Source organism: Oceanicella sp. SM1341, assembly GCF_003448965.1.
Taxonomy (GTDB): Bacteria; Pseudomonadota; Alphaproteobacteria; order Rhodobacterales; family Rhodobacteraceae; genus Paroceanicella.
Map to the genome: position 1 here is coordinate 1 of NZ_QRGC01000017.1, position 14,266 is coordinate 14,266.

The window sequence follows — 14,266 nt, forward strand, 5'->3', positions numbered from 1 at the left end:
TGCAGCACCACCGGCCGGCCACCCGGCCGGACCTCGGGCGCCTCCAGCCCTTCCCCGCCCTCCCGCATCAGCCCCCGGCGCAGCGCCAGCCGCAGACCCGCGGCGAGCGAGCCGCGCCCCAGCGGCCGCGCCGCCCGGCGCAGCGCGCGCCCGGGGTAGAGCAGCAGCGCCCGCCGGCTGTCATGCGCGCTCATGCCCGGCGCCGCCCGAGCAGGATGGCCCCGCCCACGCCGCCCAGCACCAGCGCCGCGGCAATGGCGAAGCGCCATGTCGCGGGCTCGCCGAGGAACAGCATGCCGCCGAGCAGGGCGATCAGCGGCACGGTGAGCTGCGCCACGGCGGCGACGCTGGCCTCGAGCTGCGGCAGCACGGTGTACCAGAGCGCGTAGCCCAGCCCCGAGGCGACCGCGCCCGAGGTCACCGCGAGCAGCACGCCCGCGAGCCCCGGCGCCGGTTCGCCGGCCAGCAGCCCGATGGCGAGGCCGGGCACCGAGGCGAAGAGGAAGTTGCCCGCCGTCGCCCCCAGCGCATCGCCGGCCGCCCGGCCGCGCAGCGAGTAGACGCCCCAGCCGACCGCCGCGGCGAGCATCAGCGCAGCGCTCACCGGCTCCGGGGCCGCTGCGCCGGGCGCGAAGAGCACGCCCAGCCCCGCGAGCGCCAGCGCCGCGCCCGCCCAGCGGGCCGGCCCCGGCCGCTCGCCCCCGGCCAGCGCGCCGGCAAACATGGTCACCTGCACGCCGCCGAACAGGATCAGCGCCCCGGTGCCGGTGGCAAGCCCCGTGTAGGCGAAGGAAAACCCGGCGGCATAGACCAGCAGCATCAGCGCCGGCCACCAGCCGCCCGAGAGCCCCGGCGCCGCCCGCCCTCGCCTGCGCCGGCGCAACTCCACCAGCCCCAGCAGCATCGCCGCCCCGGCGGCGAGGCGCAGCGCGGTGAACAGCCCCGGCCCGATCGCCCCCTCGGCAAGCGCGGCGCGGGCAAGCACCGAATTGGCCGCGAAGGCGACGAGCGTGAGCAAGGTGAGGAGAACGAGCCGCATGATGCGCCAGCTATGGCGCCCCGCACCGCCCCTGTAAAGCGCCACCCCCGTCACGCGCCCGCCAATGCGAAACCGCAGGGCCCGGCGCCGAAACCCGGCCAGGGCCACAGGCCCCGCCCCGCAGCCATCGGCACGGCACCTGTCCACGCCCCCTCTCTCGTCCATCGACACCACGACCGACCAGGGCCCCCTCCACGCGGCTGCCATCCACACAGCATCCATCCACGCGGGCGGCGCCCGCATGCGCCCGCAGACACAGCAGCGATCCCCACAGCCCCCATCCGCACGGCTCCCTCTCGCGCTGTACCCGACCAGGGGCCAGCTTCCGCCGCTTCTCGGCAGCCCGGCGCCACGCCGCCTGCCCGCGCACCGGGTGCGCAGCACCCGGCCCGGCCCAAAGGCGGGGACACCGACAGGTGGCCCCGGCACGGGAGTGCCCCGGCCGACAGGCCTCCTGCGAGCGGAAACGGAGCCCTCCCGTCCTGCGTCGACCCGCCCCTCGCGGGGCGCGTCTCCTGCGGTTTGGGCCGGGCCGCGCTGGCGCGCGGCGGTTGCGCGTCGCACTGCGGGCACCGCTTCCGGGCAGGGCCGCTTCCGCTGCGGGACATCTCCGTACGGGACGTGGCGCTTGCGGAGCGCACTGCCGAGGAGGGCTTGCACGTTCGGCAAGCAGGCTGCGCAGGGCTTGCCCCGCAGCGCCTTGCCGCTGCGGGGACTGTTCCGGTTCGGAGCCCTGAGGGCAGGGGCGCTCGGGGCCCGCCCACTGCGGGGCCCTGCCGGTGGGGAGGCTGGCCGACACGGCGCCGGTCTGCCTGCAGCCCGTTCGCACTGCCGCACGGCCGGAGGCCGCTGTCATCACCGGATGCGGATCGTCCGGCGAGACCGCGGGAGGCGGGCGGGGTCATCCGGGAACGGCCGGAAGCGGCCCCGGCCGCATGAGGCGACGGCCGGAGGGGGGCGCGGTCGCCGGGGGCGACGGCCGGAGGTGGGTCGGGCCGTGAGCATGCGAAAAGGGCCGCCCTGGCGGGCGGCCCTTCCGTGCCTCGTGAGGCAGACGTCCCTGAGCGGGAACGGCGATGATTACATCATGCCGCCCATGCCGCCCATGCCGCCCATGCCACCCATGTCGGGCATGCCGCCACCGGCGCCCTTCGGCTCCGGCTTGTCGGCAACCATCGCCTCGGTGGTGATGAGCAGGCCGGCCACCGACGCGGCGTCCTGCAGCGCGGTGCGCACCACCTTGGCCGGGTCGATCACGCCGAACTTGAACATGTCGCCGTACTCTTCGGTCTGGGCGTTGAAGCCGAAGGCCTTGTCGGTCGACTCGCGCACCTTGCCGGCAACCACGGCGCCGTCGACGCCGGCGTTGTTGGCGATCTGGCGCAGCGGGGCTTCCAGCGCGCGGCGCACGATGGAGATACCGGCGTTCTGGTCGGCGTTGACACCCTCGAGACCCTCGAGCGCCTTGGCACCCTGGACGAGCGCGACACCGCCACCGACGACGACACCTTCCTGAACCGCGGCGCGGGTCGCGTTGAGCGCGTCATCGACGCGGTCCTTGCGCTCCTTCACCTCGACCTCGGTCGAGCCGCCGACGCGGATCACGGCCACACCACCGGCGAGCTTGGCGAGACGCTCCTGGAGCTTCTCACGGTCGTAGTCGGAGGTGGTCTCCTCGACCTGCTGGCGGATCTGGGCGACGCGCGCGTCGATCTCGGCCTTGTCGCCGGCACCGTCGACGATCGTGGTGTCGTCCTTGGTGATCCGGACTTTCTTGGCAGTGCCGAGCATGTCGATGGTGACGCTCTCGAGCTTCATGCCGAGGTCTTCGGAGATCACCTGGCCGCCGGTCAGGATCGAGATGTCCTGCAGCATGGCCTTGCGACGGTCACCGAAGCCCGGCGCCTTGACGGCGGCGATCTTCAGGCCGCCACGCAGCTTGTTGACCACGAGGGTGGCGAGCGCCTCGCCCTCGACGTCCTCGGCGATGATCAGCAGCGGCTTGCCGGTCTGGATCACGGACTCGAGCAGCGGCACCATCGGCTGGAGCGAGGAGAGCTTCTTCTCGTGCAGGAGGATGTAGACGTCCTCGAGCTCGGCCACCATCTTGTCGGCGTTGGTGATGAAGTAGGGGGAGAGGTAGCCGCGGTCGAACTGCATGCCCTCGACGACCTCGGTCTCGGTCTCCAGGCCCTTGTTCTCCTCGACGGTGATCACACCCTCGTTGCCGACCTTCTGCATCGCGTCGGCGATCTGGCGGCCGATCTCGTACTCGCCGTTGGCGGAGATGGCGCCGACCTGGGCGACTTCGTCGGTGTCGGTCACGTCACGGGCCATCGCCTTGATGGACTCGACGACCTTGGAGACGGCGAGATCGATGCCGCGCTTCAGGTCCATCGGGTTCATGCCGGCGGCAACCGACTTCATGCCCTCTTTCACGATCGCCTGGGCCAGGACGGTCGCGGTGGTGGTGCCGTCACCGGCGGTGTCGTTGGTGCGCGAAGCGACTTCGCGGACCATCTGGGCGCCCATGTTCTCGAACTTGTCTTCCAGTTCGATTTCCTTCGCCACGGACACGCCGTCCTTGGTGATGCGCGGGGCGCCGAAGGATTTGTCGATGACCACGTTGCGGCCTTTCGGGCCCAGGGTCACCTTCACGGCGTTGGCGAGGATGTCCACGCCGCGCAGCATGCGGTCGCGGGCGTCGGTGCTGAACTTGACGTCTTTCGAAGCCATGCGTCTGCTCCTTGAAATTCAGATGTTTCGGGAAGAAGAGTGGCGGTCGCTCAGCCGATCAGGCCGAGGATGTCGCCTTCCTTCATGATCAGCAGGTCTTCACCGTCGACCTTGACCTCGGTGCCGGACCACTTGCCGAAGAGCACGCGGTCGCCGGCCTTCACGGCCATCGGGATCAGCTCGCCCGAATCCTTGCGCGCGCCTTCGCCCGCCGCGATCACTTCGCCCTCGGCCGGCTTTTCCTTCGCGCTGTCGGGGATGATCAGGCCGCCCTTGGTCTTCTCTTCGCCTTCGAGGCGACGGACCAGAACGCGGTCGTGCAGGGGGGTGAATTTCATGGAAGTCGCTCCTTGGAACTGCGTTTTCCGTATGTCCTTGCGGGCGGTCATTCGCCGGGCCCCACGCCTTTCGGCGCTCCCGGCCCGCCTGTTAGCACTCACCACCCGTGAGTGCTAACATGGCAGCGAGATACGCCGCGGCCTTGAGTCTGTCAAGGGGAGAGCTATCTCTGTTCCAGCCTCGCTGACCTGGGAGAGATGTGGATGAAGACGCGCGTTGCAACCGCCCTCGGGGCCATTCTTTCGCTTCTGGCAGCACCGGCGCTGGCGCTGTGCGGCGGCGAGGACCGGCTCTCGGCCATGCGCGGCTCCGCGCCGTCGGACTATCGCGGCATCTTCTCGGCCGCCGAGGCGGTGCCCTATTCCGAGGGCCGCTTCTGGCGGGCGGAGAAGGCGGGCCGCACCTCCTGGGTGTTCGGCACCTACCACGACGCGGACCCCGAAGTCACCTCCCTGCCCGGCCCGGTGGAGGAGGCGCTCGGCGAGGCGCAGCGCGTGGTGGTGGAGATCACCCTCGACGAAATGTCGCAGATGGAGCAGAGCTTCGCCGCCAACCCGGCGCAGATCTTCGACCTCTCCGGCACGCCGCTCTCCCAGAAGCTCTCGCCGCAGGCGCTCGAGATCCTCGGCGGCATCCTGCCCGAATACGGCATGACGCTGGAGATGGCCCAGCGCATGCACCCCTGGTTCCTCTCCATGCTGCTCGCCCAGCCGGCCTGCGCGCTCGAGGCCGCCCAGGCCTCCCCGGTGCTCGACCGGCGCATCATGAACGTGGCGCGCGACAGCGGCCGGCAGATCATCGGACTGGAGACCGGCGAGGAGGCGATGGAGGCCTTCCGCTCCGGCGACCCGCAGACCGAGGCCGACCTGCTCGAGCTCGTGATCGCCACCTCGAAGGACGCGGAGGACTACCGCGCCTCCTCCAAGCAGCTCTACCTCGACGGCGACCTCCAGGCGATCTGGGAATACGGCAAGTACGAGACCTACAAGGTGCTGCCCGAGGAGAAGGCCGACCACCTGATCAAGCTCTTCGAGGCCCGCCTCATCGAGGGCCGCAACCGCAAGTGGCTGCCCAAACTGGTGATGGAACTGGAGCGCGGCGGCGCCTTCGTGGCCGTGGGCGCGCTGCACCTGCCCGGCGAGGCGGGGGTGCTGAACCTGCTCGCCGACGAGGGCTGGACGATCACCCGCGTCCCGCTCTGAGCCGGCGCGCCGCGAAACGGGGCGGGTCGCATCGGCTGGGGGAGCCGCCTCCGCCGCGCGATGCAGCCCCGGGCTGAAAGGCGGCGCCGGCCGGCAAGCGGCAAGCTACCGTTCCCCTGTTCCGCCCGGGCGACCAGCCCGGGCCGCGCCCGACCCTCCCCCCGGGAGGGCGCGATGGCGATGCCGTGAGCCGCTCAGCCTTCGTCCGGAGCTTTTGAGGTAAACCGCCGACCACGAGCGGGTTGCGCCCACCCAGGGTCGGGCGCGGCCCTCAGCACATAGCGGGAAGGGGGCCTGCCTTCCGGGAGCGCACGCGACGCCGGCACTCGATTGCACGAAGCCGCCAAGCGACCTGCACTTCCCACTCGCAGCGAGATCGCGCCTCCCGATCAGACGACGAGATCGATGCCGGGGCGCGGAATTCTGTTCACGGCCCGGGAGCATTGCCCCGCAGGCACGATGCCAGTCGCCCCCTACCAGCGAACGGCCGCAGATATTGCACCACGGACTGTCTTAATCGCCCCGAGCCGCGCCACCGTTCCGCGAGCGCCGGACCTCCGAGCCGATGCAGCGGATCGCCTGCGCTTTCCATCATGCCGCTTGCCCGCCCCCTTCGCGCTGCCGCCGGGTGCGCAGCACCCGGCCCGGCCCAAAGGCGGGGGCACCGGCAGGTGCGGCCGGCACGGGAGGGCTCCCGGTCCGCTGATACCGGGCGGTGGCGCCGGGGCGTGGCGGGGCCCTCCCGTGCTCCGTCGACACGCCCTCGCGGGCGCGTCTCCTCCGCCTTGGGCCGGGCCGCGCGTGCCGCGCGGCGGGTGCGCACCCGCCCGGCCGGGTTGATTGCGGGTCGGGTGGCCGCTACACCTGCCCCGCTGCACCTGCGAATGCCACCCCAAGCCGCGGAACACCCCATGACCCAGATTATCACGTCGCTCGATGAGATCGCCGGGCGCTACGACGCCCTCTTCTGCGACCTCTGGGGCTGCCTGCACAACGGCATCACCACCTACCCCGCCGCGGTGGAGGCCCTGCGCCGCTTCAAGGCGCGCGGCGGCACGGTGCTGCTGCTCACCAACTCGCCACGCCCGCGCCGCTCGGTGCATGGCCAGCTCGACGCCGTGGGCACGCCGATGGACGTGCGCGACGACATCGTCTCCTCCGGCGACGCGGCCCAGGCGGCGATGCTCTCCGGCGCCTTCGGCACAAGGGTCTTCCACCTCGGCCCCGAGCGCGACATCTCCTTCTTCACCGAGCCGGGCCGCGACCTGCCGCATACCGAGATCGCCCGGGTGCCGCTGTCGCAGGCCGAGGGCATCGTGTGCACCGGCCTGTTCAACGACGAGACCGAAAGCCCGGACGATTACGCCGACATGATCGCCGAGGGCGTGGCGCGCGGCCTGAAGCTGCTCTGCGCCAACCCCGACGTGTTCGTCGACCGCGGCGAGCGGCGCATCTGGTGCGCGGGCGGGATCGCCGCCGCCTACACCGCGGCGGGCGGCACCTCGTGCTACTTCGGCAAGCCGCATGCGCCGATCTACGACCTCGCGCGCCAGCGCCTCTTCGCCGCCGCGGGGCGCGAGATCGCCGACGAGCGCATCCTCTGCGTGGGCGACGGCATCCACACCGACGTGCGCGGCGGCGTCGACCAGGGGCTCGACACGCTGTTCATCACCGGCGGGCTCGCCGCCCCCGAGATGGGCAGCGACGTGGAGAACCCCGACCCGGAGCTGCTCTACTCCTACCTCGACGCGCATGACCTCGACCCGGAGTATTCCATCGGCCGCCTGCGCTGAGGCACGGCCGGGCTGAAGCCGCCCCGGCCCGCGGGCGGCACGACGGGGAGGAAAACGACAGCTTCCCCGGGCTGCAGGCGGCGGCCACGGCCCCCGGCGCATTGACCGGCCGTAGCCGCCCCGCGTGCAGGGCGGGCACGTCCTTGTCCTGCCGGGCGGTCACGGCCCCGGCGTCGCCCCTCTGCTCGCAGGGCAGGCACGCGACAGGTCCCGACCGGCCAGCGTGATCTGCCGTCGCGGCCACCGCGCGCAGGCCGACACGGCACATCCCGGAAATCGGCGAGGCGCGGGCTTCGCTGAGCAGATGAGCTGCCCGGCCCGCGCCGGGACGCCCGGCGGCTCACGCAGACCCGGAAGATCGGCCCCGGAGAGCGCCCCGCACGGCCCCCTGCCGGCGGAGAGGCGGATATGGCCGGAAGTCAGGCATGGCCGCGTGCGAGAGCGCGTTGCTCCACCCGCCAACCAGCGGACAAGGCCGTACACGCAGGCGCCCTCAGATTTCGCTCAGACCGGGCACGCGCAGCCGGCGACGGCCCCGCGGACTTCAGCGAAGCACAGGCGCGCAAGTCGCGCCCGCCACATCGGCTCGGGGATAGGGATCTGCCTTCGGCACCAAGGCGCTAAGGCACCTGCGCGCGCGCCTTCCGCCCGGCGGAAGCCCGCCCCCCTGCCCGGCTCAGAAGCCGTGCAGGCCCTTCGCCCACTGGTAGGCGATGAAGGCGCCCTTCACGCGCGGCAGCATGGGGATGGCGAGGCCGAGGGCAGCGGCACAGCAGATGCCGGCCACGAGGAAGGGCGAGTCGCGCATCAGGGTTGAGAGCTCGAGCATCATCAGCCCCATGATGTGGCCGACGATCAGGATCACGATATAGGCCGGGCCGTCGTCGGCGCGCTGCTTCGTGAGGTCGAGCCCGCAGGCGGAGCAACTCTTCGCCACGCGGATGTAGCCGTCGAACACCTTTCCCTCGCCGCAGCGCGGGCAGCGGCAGCGGAGGCCGCGCAGCAGGGCGGGCTTCACCTCGCGGGTGGCGGGATCGGGGGTGAGATCGGGTGTCAGGGCCATGACAGGCCTCCTTCGGACGGGGCGTTTCCTGCCCCCGATATGGACCCGCGCGCCGCGGAATTGAAGGCATGTTTCCGGACCGATTGTCGCGCTATTGATGGTACCTGCTGCGCGCGAAGCCGATGCGCACCGCGTCGGAGCGCCACAGGCCGAAGGCGCCGGGCGGATGGCCGGGCTCGGGGTGGAGGGCGATGCCGTCACCGGGGTCGATGTTGCCCAGATAGACGATCTCGCGGCGGGCGAGCGCGCCGGGGCGGGCCAGCGGGTCGGCCCAGTGCGCGCGCTCGGCCAGCGCGGAGAAGGCGGGGAAGTAGAGCAGGCCCACGGCGTTGAAATCGAGCCCCGGCACCGGCACGGCGGCGAGCAGCGGCGGCCCGGCCGGCGCCGTCGGGCAGAGGCTCCGCACCGTCTCGCGGCTGCGTGCGGCGAGCGCCGCCAGCCCGGGCCCGGCCGGCGGCAGCGCCACTTCGCGCAGCGGCGGGCGGCGCAGGATGGCGCGGTTGCTGCCGCCCGGCCCGTGGCCCACGAAGGTGGAGATCATCCGCAGGAGGCCGGCGGGCCGGCCCTCCACCTCCAGCGCGTGCTCGGAGCCGATGCGGCTGCCGCCGAGCCGGAACAGGCCCGAGCGCAGGGTGAGCAGCCCGCCCGGCACGCCGCCGGGCGCGGGCGGCGCCAGCTCCAGCACCGTGGCGCAGAAGGCGGCGTAGACCGGGCGGCCGGCGGCATCGGCGAAGACCGCGCGCTCCTGCCCCATCGCCGTGGCGATGAGCTGCCAGTGCCGATCACCGCACTCGCGCAGCAGCCATTGCTCGGAGAGGCCCTGCGGCCCGAGCTGGGCCATGCCCAGCCGCTGCCGCGAGACGAGCTCGGGCGCCGGCGGCCCGGCGCGCAGGGCGACGACGCTCACCCTCGGGCCCCCACGCGGGCCGTGGCGAGCTGGCCCGCGATGGCTTCGGCAAGATAGGCGCTGTCCTCGTCGATGCCGAGGAAGCGGCCCGAGCCCCAGGTGTTGAGCCAGCCCAGCCCGATGAAATGGAAGCCCGGCACCTCGCACACGCCGCGGCGGTAGACCGGGCGGCCGCGGGCGTCGAACACCGGCACCTCGATCCAGGAATAGTCCGGGCGGAAACCGATCGACCAGATCACCGAGGTGATGCCGAGGGCGGCGCAGTCGATCTCCTCCGTCTCGCGTTCCGGCTGCCAGAGCGGGGCGTAGGGCGGCTCCTCCGGCGCGTCGATCCCCTGTTTCGCGATCCAGGCGTCGATCTGGGTGCGGATGCCCACGTAGGAGCGGTCGGCGTCGTCGAGGTTCTTCGCGAGGTCGGGCAGGAAGCGGATGCGGCTGCCCTCCATGCCGGCCACGCTGCCGTAGAGCTGCACGCCGTCTTCCACGTGGAAACGGCGCAGGTCGATCTCCTTGCCGCCGTCGCGGCCCGACATGTAGTGGTTGGTCTTCGAGACGGCGGCGGCCGGGTCGGGGTGGCGGTCGATGGTCATCGCGTAATGGCCGGCGTCGTAGAGCCAGTCGGTCGCGTCACGCCCGCGGTACTTGCGCGGGCTGCGCGGCGCGGGGCCGACGGCGAGATGCACCTCCCGGCCCGCCCGCACCAGGTCCTCCATGATCTGCACGCCGGACTGGCCGGTGCCCACCACCAGCGTGGCGCCCTCGGGCACCTGCGCCGGGCGGCGGTAATCACGCGAATGGATCTGAGCAATCGCCGGGTCGAGCGCCTGCGCGAAGGGCGGCACCATGGGCGTGTCGTAGCCGCCCGTGGCGATCACCACCTGGGCGCAGTGCCAGCTGCCGGCCGATGTCTCGACGGTGTAGCCCTGCCCCTCCTGGGCCACGCGGGTGACGGTTACGCCCTCGTGCAGCGGCGGGTCGAAGCTCTCCGCGAAGGCGTCGAGATAGTCGGTGATCTCGTCCTTGAGCATGAAGCCGTCGGGGTCGTCGCCCGCGTAGGGGAAGTCCGGCAGGCGGCACTGCCAGTTCGGCGTCACGAGGCAGAACGTGTCCCAGCGGTTTTCCCGCCAGGAGTGGAAGCGCGCGTGGCGCTCGAGCACCACGTGGTCGATGCCGGCGCGGGAGAGATGCCAGCTCACCGAGAGCCCGGCCTGCCCGCCGCCCACGATCACCACCGACACGTGGCGGTCTGCAGCCATGTCCTTCATGTCATCCCCCTTCATTGGCTCATCGCGGTGCAGGCGATGGTCGCACCCTCCTGCCCCTCGAAGGCGGCGGCGCGGGCCTCCAGACGGTCGAGCTCGGCCATCGCGGCGGTGCAGGCATAGCCGTAGCGCTCGGCCACGCGCATCGAGGCCTTTTCGTAGCCGATGCGCGCGCGGGTGAGGAAATCGGGCAGTGCGTAGCTCTCGCCCACGGTGAAGAACCGGGTGATCACCGTGGAGGGCGAGTAGCAGACATCCTCGCTGCCATCGGGCCAGCGCAGGGTGAAACGGACTTCAGGCATGGGAGGGCTCCTTCGGCGCGAGGCCGAGATAGGGGGTGGCGGCATGGTCCCAGAACAACGCGTCCTCTCCGCCGCTGCGGAGGGTGACGGCGCTTCCGGGGGTGACCGAGCCGATGATGGCGGCGGAGATGTCGCGCGCGGCGAAGCGGGCGCAGACCGCCTCCGCCTGCTCCGGGGCGGCGGTGAGCAGGTAGCCGAAGCTGGGGAATGTGCGCAGCCAGCGCTCGGGGGCCACGCCCGCGGGCGGGGTGATGGCGTCGAGATCGAGGGCGATGCCGGTGCCGGAGCATTCGGCCAGCATCAGCGCGGTGCCGGCGATGCCGCCCTGGCTGATGTCCTTGCCGGCGAAGACCAGCCCCGCCTCGGCCAGTTCGGGCAGCAGGGCGAGGTCGCCGCGCAGGCGGGGGGCGGGCACGTCGAGGGCGGCGCAGAAATTGTCGAAGCTGGGGCGGTAGGCGCCGCGCTGGTCGATGGCGGCGATCAGCACCTCGCCGGGGCGGGCGGCGAAGGAGGAGATCAGCGCCTCCGCCCGGCCGAACACCGACACGGCGAGCGACAGCTCGCGCCCGGCATAGTTGGTGTGGCCGCCCACCACCGGCACGCCGTAGGCCTCCGCCGCGGCGCGCAGGCCGGCCATGAGCGGGGCTGCCGCCTCCGGCGAGGGCGCCCAGACCTGGTCGACGAGCGCCACCGGGCGGCCGCCCATCGCGGCGATGTCGGAGAGGTTGACCATCACCCCGCACCAGCCGGCAAACCAGGGGTCGTCGGCCACGAAGGCGGGGATGAAGCCCTCGCCCGCCAGCAGGTCGAACCCGCCGCCGGGGCGTGGCAGCACCGCGGCGTCATCGCCCGGGAGCCCGGTGCTGGCCGCGCCGAGGCCGAGCTGTGTGGTGGCCGAGGCGATGGCGAGCTTGCCGCGGATGGAAGGGTGCGCGCGCAGCGCCTCCGCGATGGCCGCGGCGCTCATCGCCCCGCCCTCCGCACCAGCGAAAGCCAGCCGGCGAACGGGTCGTCGATGGGCGGGTAATGGGCGAGGTCGGCGCGCATGCGGGCATGCGGCACGCCGTGCAGGCTCACCTCCTCCTCGAGCGTCCAGTGCAGGCGGCGGAACAGCGGCACGTTCTGGCTCTGCACATGGGCGAGGAAGGTCTCGCAGCCGCGGCCGTGGGCGGTGCGCACCGCGAGGCGGATGAGCTCGGAGCCCAGCCGCCCCACCCGGCGGAACCGCCCGTCGACCGCGAGGCGCGAGCCCCACCACAGGCCCGGCTCCGGCTGATGGATGCGCACGGTGCCCACCACCTCGTCGGCCTCATGCGCATAGGTGGAGATCGCCACCAGCGCGGTGGCGACATCGTCGATCGCGTCGCGGTCATGGCCGGTGAAGATGCCCTGCTCCTCCACGAACACGCGGTGGCGCAGGGCGGCGGCGCCGGCATGCTCCCAGGGCTCGCCCGCGGCGCGGATGTAGTAGCCCGGGCAGTGGAAGACCGACTGGTCGAGCGCGCTCATGCCACCCTCAGCTTCTCGTAGGTGGAGAGGGCCGAGCAAGCGCCGCACTTGCCGCAGCCGGCCTTGATGTCCTCCGACTTCATGCCGGCCGCCACGATCATCGCGCCGAGCGGGCGCAGGATGGAGGCCATGAAGGCCGAGGAGGGCGCGGGGTGGCTCTCCAGCGGCGTGCCCGAGATCGGCACGAAGGGCACCACGAAGGGGTAGACGCCCATGCCGCAGAGCTTCTCCGACATCGCGAGGATCGCCTCGGCGCTGTCGCCCAGCCCCGCGAGGATGTAGGTGGACACCTGCCCGCGGCCGAACACCTTCACCGCCGCCTCGAAGGAGGAGAAGTACTTCTCCAGCGGCACGCCCGCCTTGCCGGGCATGATGCGGGCGCGCACCTCCGGGGTCACGGCCTCGAGATGCATGCCCAGCGCGTCGACCCCGGCATCGGCCATGCGGCGGTGCCAGGCATCGTCCTCCGGCGGCTCGCACTGGGCCTGGATCGGCAGGTCGACGGCGGCCTTGATGGCGGCGGCACTCTCGGCCAGCACGGCGGCGCCGCGATCCTTGCCGCGCGGGGTGCCGGTGGTGAGCACCATGTGCTTCACGCCGTCGAGCGCCACCGCCGCCTTCGCCACCTCGGCGAGCTGGGCGGGGGTCTTGTGGGCGATGGTGCGCCCGGCGGCGAGGCTCTGGCCGATGGAGCAGAACTGGCAGGTCTTCTTGCGGCTCTCGTAGCGGATGCAGGTCTGCAGCACCGTGGTGGCGAGCACGTCGCGCGAATGCAGCACCGCGATCTGGTTGTAGGGGATGCCGTCCGCGGTCTTCAGCTCGTAGAAGCGCGGGCGCAGCGGGAAGCGCACGCGGGCCACCTCCGCCCCGTCGCGCAGCACGCGGGCGGCGCCCGAGGCATCCGGCGCCTCGACGAGATAGGGGCTCTCGAAGGCAGGCGCGGTGTGCACCGGCACCATCACCGTGGTGCCGCCGATGGTGATCGCCTTGTGGTCCGAGGGCCCTGCCCCGCCGCGGCGGCTCTCATGGCCGGCACGGGGGTCGACCAGGCGCATGCCCTTCGTCTGCAGGTCGTTGATGAGCTCGGAGTCAGACATCGGCGGGTTCCTCCTCGGATGGGGCGGCGGCCTCGGGCGCGGGGGCCTCGACGCGCGGCTGCGCGGGGCGGGTGTCATGCACGAGATGCAGCAGCTCGGGCCGGGCGTAATGGCCCACGCTGTCCATCATCCGCTTGCGCTTGGTGATCAGCCGCATGTCCATGTCCGCGATCAGGATGCCCTCGCGGTCGGTGAGCGGCGGGGCGAGATGCCGGCCCTCGGGCGAGACGATGCAGGTCATGCAGCCGTCGCGCAGGCCCTTCTGCAGCGCGGGGTCGGGGTGGATGGAGGCGATCTGCTCCTCGGTGAGCCAGCCGGTGGCGTTGACCACGAAACAGCCCGCCTCCAGCGCGTGGTGGCGCATGGTCACCTCGATCTGCTCGCCAAAGACCGGGCCCACGAGGCTGCCGGGGAAATGCGCGGCATGGATCTCCTCGTGCTGGGCCATCAGCGCGTAGCGGGCGAGCGGGTTGTAATGCTCCCAGCAGGCCAGCGCGCCCACGCGGCCCACGGCGGTGTCCACCACCTTGAGCCCGGCGCCGTCGCCCTGCCCCCAGACCATGCGCTCATGGTAGGTGGGGGTGATCTTGCGGCGCTTGAGGGCGAGGGAGCCGTCGGCGTCGAACACGAGCTGGGTGTTGTAGAGCGAGCCATGGTCGCGCTCGTTCACGCCGAGCACCACCACCACCCCGCGGGTGCGCGCGGCCTCGGCCACGGCGCGGGTTTCCGGCGAGGGGATGGTGACTGCCTCGCGGTAGAGCTCGAGATGCGGCGCCCCCTGCTGCACCGGCGGCAGCACGAAGGAGAAATACGGGTAATAGGGCACGAAGGTCTCGGGGAAGACGATGAAGCGCGCGCCCTTGTCCGCCGCCTCGGCGATGGCGTTCAGCACCCGCTCGACCGTGCCGGCCCGGCCCGTGAGATCGGGGGCGATCTGGACCGCGGCGGCCCGGATGGTGTCGGTTCTCATCTGATGGCTCCGCTCTCGGGGGGGGATGGGGGCGCCGGCGGCCGGCA

The 14,266-nt window shown here is 72.2% G+C and carries 14 protein-coding genes; 2 read left to right on the plus strand and 12 right to left on the minus strand.

All coding sequences use genetic code 11. From position 1 onward, the window contains the following. The 4 genes from D3P35_RS15445 to D3P35_RS15460 form a co-directional block, all read right to left on the minus strand. Positions 1 to 194, minus strand: a 194-nt coding sequence (locus D3P35_RS15445; RefSeq protein ID WP_157982168.1) for a hypothetical protein, incomplete at its 3' end; no start/stop codon positions are given. Continuing rightward, a complete protein-coding gene (locus D3P35_RS15450) occupies positions 191 to 1,039 on the minus strand; it encodes a DMT family transporter (protein WP_118135645.1) in 849 nt (282 codons plus the stop codon). The genes D3P35_RS15445 and D3P35_RS15450, both read right to left, overlap by 4 nt. Before the next feature lie 1,080 nt (positions 1,040 to 2,119). Beyond that, positions 2,120 to 3,775: a chaperonin GroEL gene (gene groL, locus D3P35_RS15455; RefSeq protein WP_118135646.1), complete on the minus strand. Its 1,656-nt coding sequence runs from the start codon at positions 3,773 to 3,775 to the stop codon at positions 2,120 to 2,122. A 50-nt stretch (positions 3,776 to 3,825) separates the two neighbouring features. Further along, positions 3,826 to 4,113: a co-chaperone GroES gene (locus D3P35_RS15460; RefSeq protein WP_118135647.1), complete on the minus strand. Its 288-nt coding sequence runs from the start codon at positions 4,111 to 4,113 to the stop codon at positions 3,826 to 3,828. A 204-nt stretch (positions 4,114 to 4,317) separates the two neighbouring features. Between D3P35_RS15460 and D3P35_RS15465 the strand changes: the two genes are divergently transcribed. Together D3P35_RS15465 and D3P35_RS15470 are read left to right on the plus strand one after the other, a co-directional pair. After that, the gene (locus tag D3P35_RS15465) at positions 4,318 to 5,316 is read left to right on the plus strand and encodes a TraB/GumN family protein (protein WP_157982169.1); all 999 of its coding nucleotides are present in this window, start codon (positions 4,318 to 4,320) and stop codon (positions 5,314 to 5,316) included. 911 nt (positions 5,317 to 6,227) lie between these two features. Continuing rightward, positions 6,228 to 7,109, plus strand: coding sequence for a TIGR01459 family HAD-type hydrolase (locus D3P35_RS15470; RefSeq protein ID WP_118135649.1), 882 nt, complete (start codon positions 6,228 to 6,230; stop codon positions 7,107 to 7,109). A gap of 676 nt (positions 7,110 to 7,785) precedes the next feature. Here D3P35_RS15470 and D3P35_RS15475 read toward each other — a convergent pair. The 8 genes from D3P35_RS15475 to D3P35_RS15510 all read right to left on the minus strand — a co-directional run bounded on the left by D3P35_RS15475 (position 7,786) and on the right by D3P35_RS15510 (position 14,219). Continuing rightward, complete coding sequence (locus tag D3P35_RS15475) at positions 7,786 to 8,172, minus strand: DUF983 domain-containing protein (protein ID WP_118135650.1); 387 nt, start codon at positions 8,170 to 8,172, stop codon at positions 7,786 to 7,788. 91 nt (positions 8,173 to 8,263) lie between these two features. After that, a complete protein-coding gene (locus tag D3P35_RS15480) occupies positions 8,264 to 9,079 on the minus strand; it encodes a Pnap_2097 family protein (RefSeq protein ID WP_118135651.1) in 816 nt (271 codons plus the stop codon). Then, entirely contained in the window at positions 9,076 to 10,344 is a 1,269-nt protein-coding gene (locus D3P35_RS15485) for an MSMEG_0569 family flavin-dependent oxidoreductase (RefSeq protein ID WP_232830517.1), read from the minus strand. The genes D3P35_RS15480 and D3P35_RS15485 overlap by 4 nt, the downstream gene beginning before the upstream one ends. A gap of 11 nt (positions 10,345 to 10,355) precedes the next feature. Next, on the minus strand, positions 10,356 to 10,643 hold the full coding sequence (locus D3P35_RS15490) for an MSMEG_0570 family nitrogen starvation response protein (protein ID WP_118135652.1): 288 nt from the start codon (positions 10,641 to 10,643) through the stop codon (positions 10,356 to 10,358). After that, positions 10,636 to 11,610, minus strand: a complete 975-nt coding sequence (locus tag D3P35_RS15495) for a sll0787 family AIR synthase-like protein (protein ID WP_118135653.1) — start codon at positions 11,608 to 11,610, stop codon at positions 10,636 to 10,638. The genes D3P35_RS15490 and D3P35_RS15495 overlap by 8 nt, the downstream gene beginning before the upstream one ends. Then, positions 11,607 to 12,152 carry an MSMEG_0567/Sll0786 family nitrogen starvation N-acetyltransferase gene (locus D3P35_RS15500; protein WP_118135654.1) on the minus strand — a complete coding sequence of 182 codons (546 nt, stop codon included), beginning with the start codon at positions 12,150 to 12,152 and terminating at the stop codon, positions 11,607 to 11,609. Before D3P35_RS15500 ends, D3P35_RS15495 begins: the two co-directional genes overlap by 4 nt. Further along, a complete protein-coding gene (locus tag D3P35_RS15505; RefSeq protein WP_118135655.1) occupies positions 12,149 to 13,249 on the minus strand; it encodes an MSMEG_0568 family radical SAM protein in 1,101 nt (366 codons plus the stop codon). The genes D3P35_RS15500 and D3P35_RS15505 overlap by 4 nt, the downstream gene beginning before the upstream one ends. Next, positions 13,242 to 14,219, minus strand: coding sequence for a Nit6803 family nitrilase (locus D3P35_RS15510; RefSeq protein ID WP_118135656.1), 978 nt, complete (start codon positions 14,217 to 14,219; stop codon positions 13,242 to 13,244). The genes D3P35_RS15505 and D3P35_RS15510 overlap by 8 nt, the downstream gene beginning before the upstream one ends. Positions 14,220 to 14,266: the final 47 nt, after the last annotated feature.

Excerpts from the sequence above, each read along its gene's own strand:
- D3P35_RS15500 (WP_118135654.1), bottom strand. The coding sequence starts at position 12,152 with ATGAGCGCGCTCGACCAGTCGGTCTTCCACTGCCCGGGCTACTACATC.
- D3P35_RS15475 (WP_118135650.1), bottom strand. The coding sequence starts at position 8,172 with ATGGCCCTGACACCCGATCTCACCCCCGATCCCGCCACCCGCGAGGTG.
- D3P35_RS15450 (WP_118135645.1), bottom strand. The coding sequence starts at position 1,039 with ATGCGGCTCGTTCTCCTCACCTTGCTCACGCTCGTCGCCTTCGCGGCC.
- D3P35_RS15460 (WP_118135647.1), bottom strand. The coding sequence starts at position 4,113 with ATGAAATTCACCCCCCTGCACGACCGCGTTCTGGTCCGTCGCCTCGAA.
- D3P35_RS15505 (WP_118135655.1), bottom strand. The coding sequence starts at position 13,249 with ATGTCTGACTCCGAGCTCATCAACGACCTGCAGACGAAGGGCATGCGC.
- D3P35_RS15485 (WP_232830517.1), bottom strand. The coding sequence starts at position 10,344 with ATGAAGGACATGGCTGCAGACCGCCACGTGTCGGTGGTGATCGTGGGC.
- D3P35_RS15490 (WP_118135652.1), bottom strand. The coding sequence starts at position 10,643 with ATGCCTGAAGTCCGTTTCACCCTGCGCTGGCCCGATGGCAGCGAGGAT.
- groL (WP_118135646.1), bottom strand. The coding sequence starts at position 3,775 with ATGGCTTCGAAAGACGTCAAGTTCAGCACCGACGCCCGCGACCGCATG.
- D3P35_RS15470 (WP_118135649.1), top strand. The coding sequence starts at position 6,228 with ATGACCCAGATTATCACGTCGCTCGATGAGATCGCCGGGCGCTACGAC.
- D3P35_RS15465 (WP_157982169.1), top strand. The coding sequence starts at position 4,318 with ATGAAGACGCGCGTTGCAACCGCCCTCGGGGCCATTCTTTCGCTTCTG.
- D3P35_RS15510 (WP_118135656.1), bottom strand. The coding sequence starts at position 14,219 with ATGAGAACCGACACCATCCGGGCCGCCGCGGTCCAGATCGCCCCCGAT.
- D3P35_RS15495 (WP_118135653.1), bottom strand. The coding sequence starts at position 11,610 with ATGAGCGCCGCGGCCATCGCGGAGGCGCTGCGCGCGCACCCTTCCATC.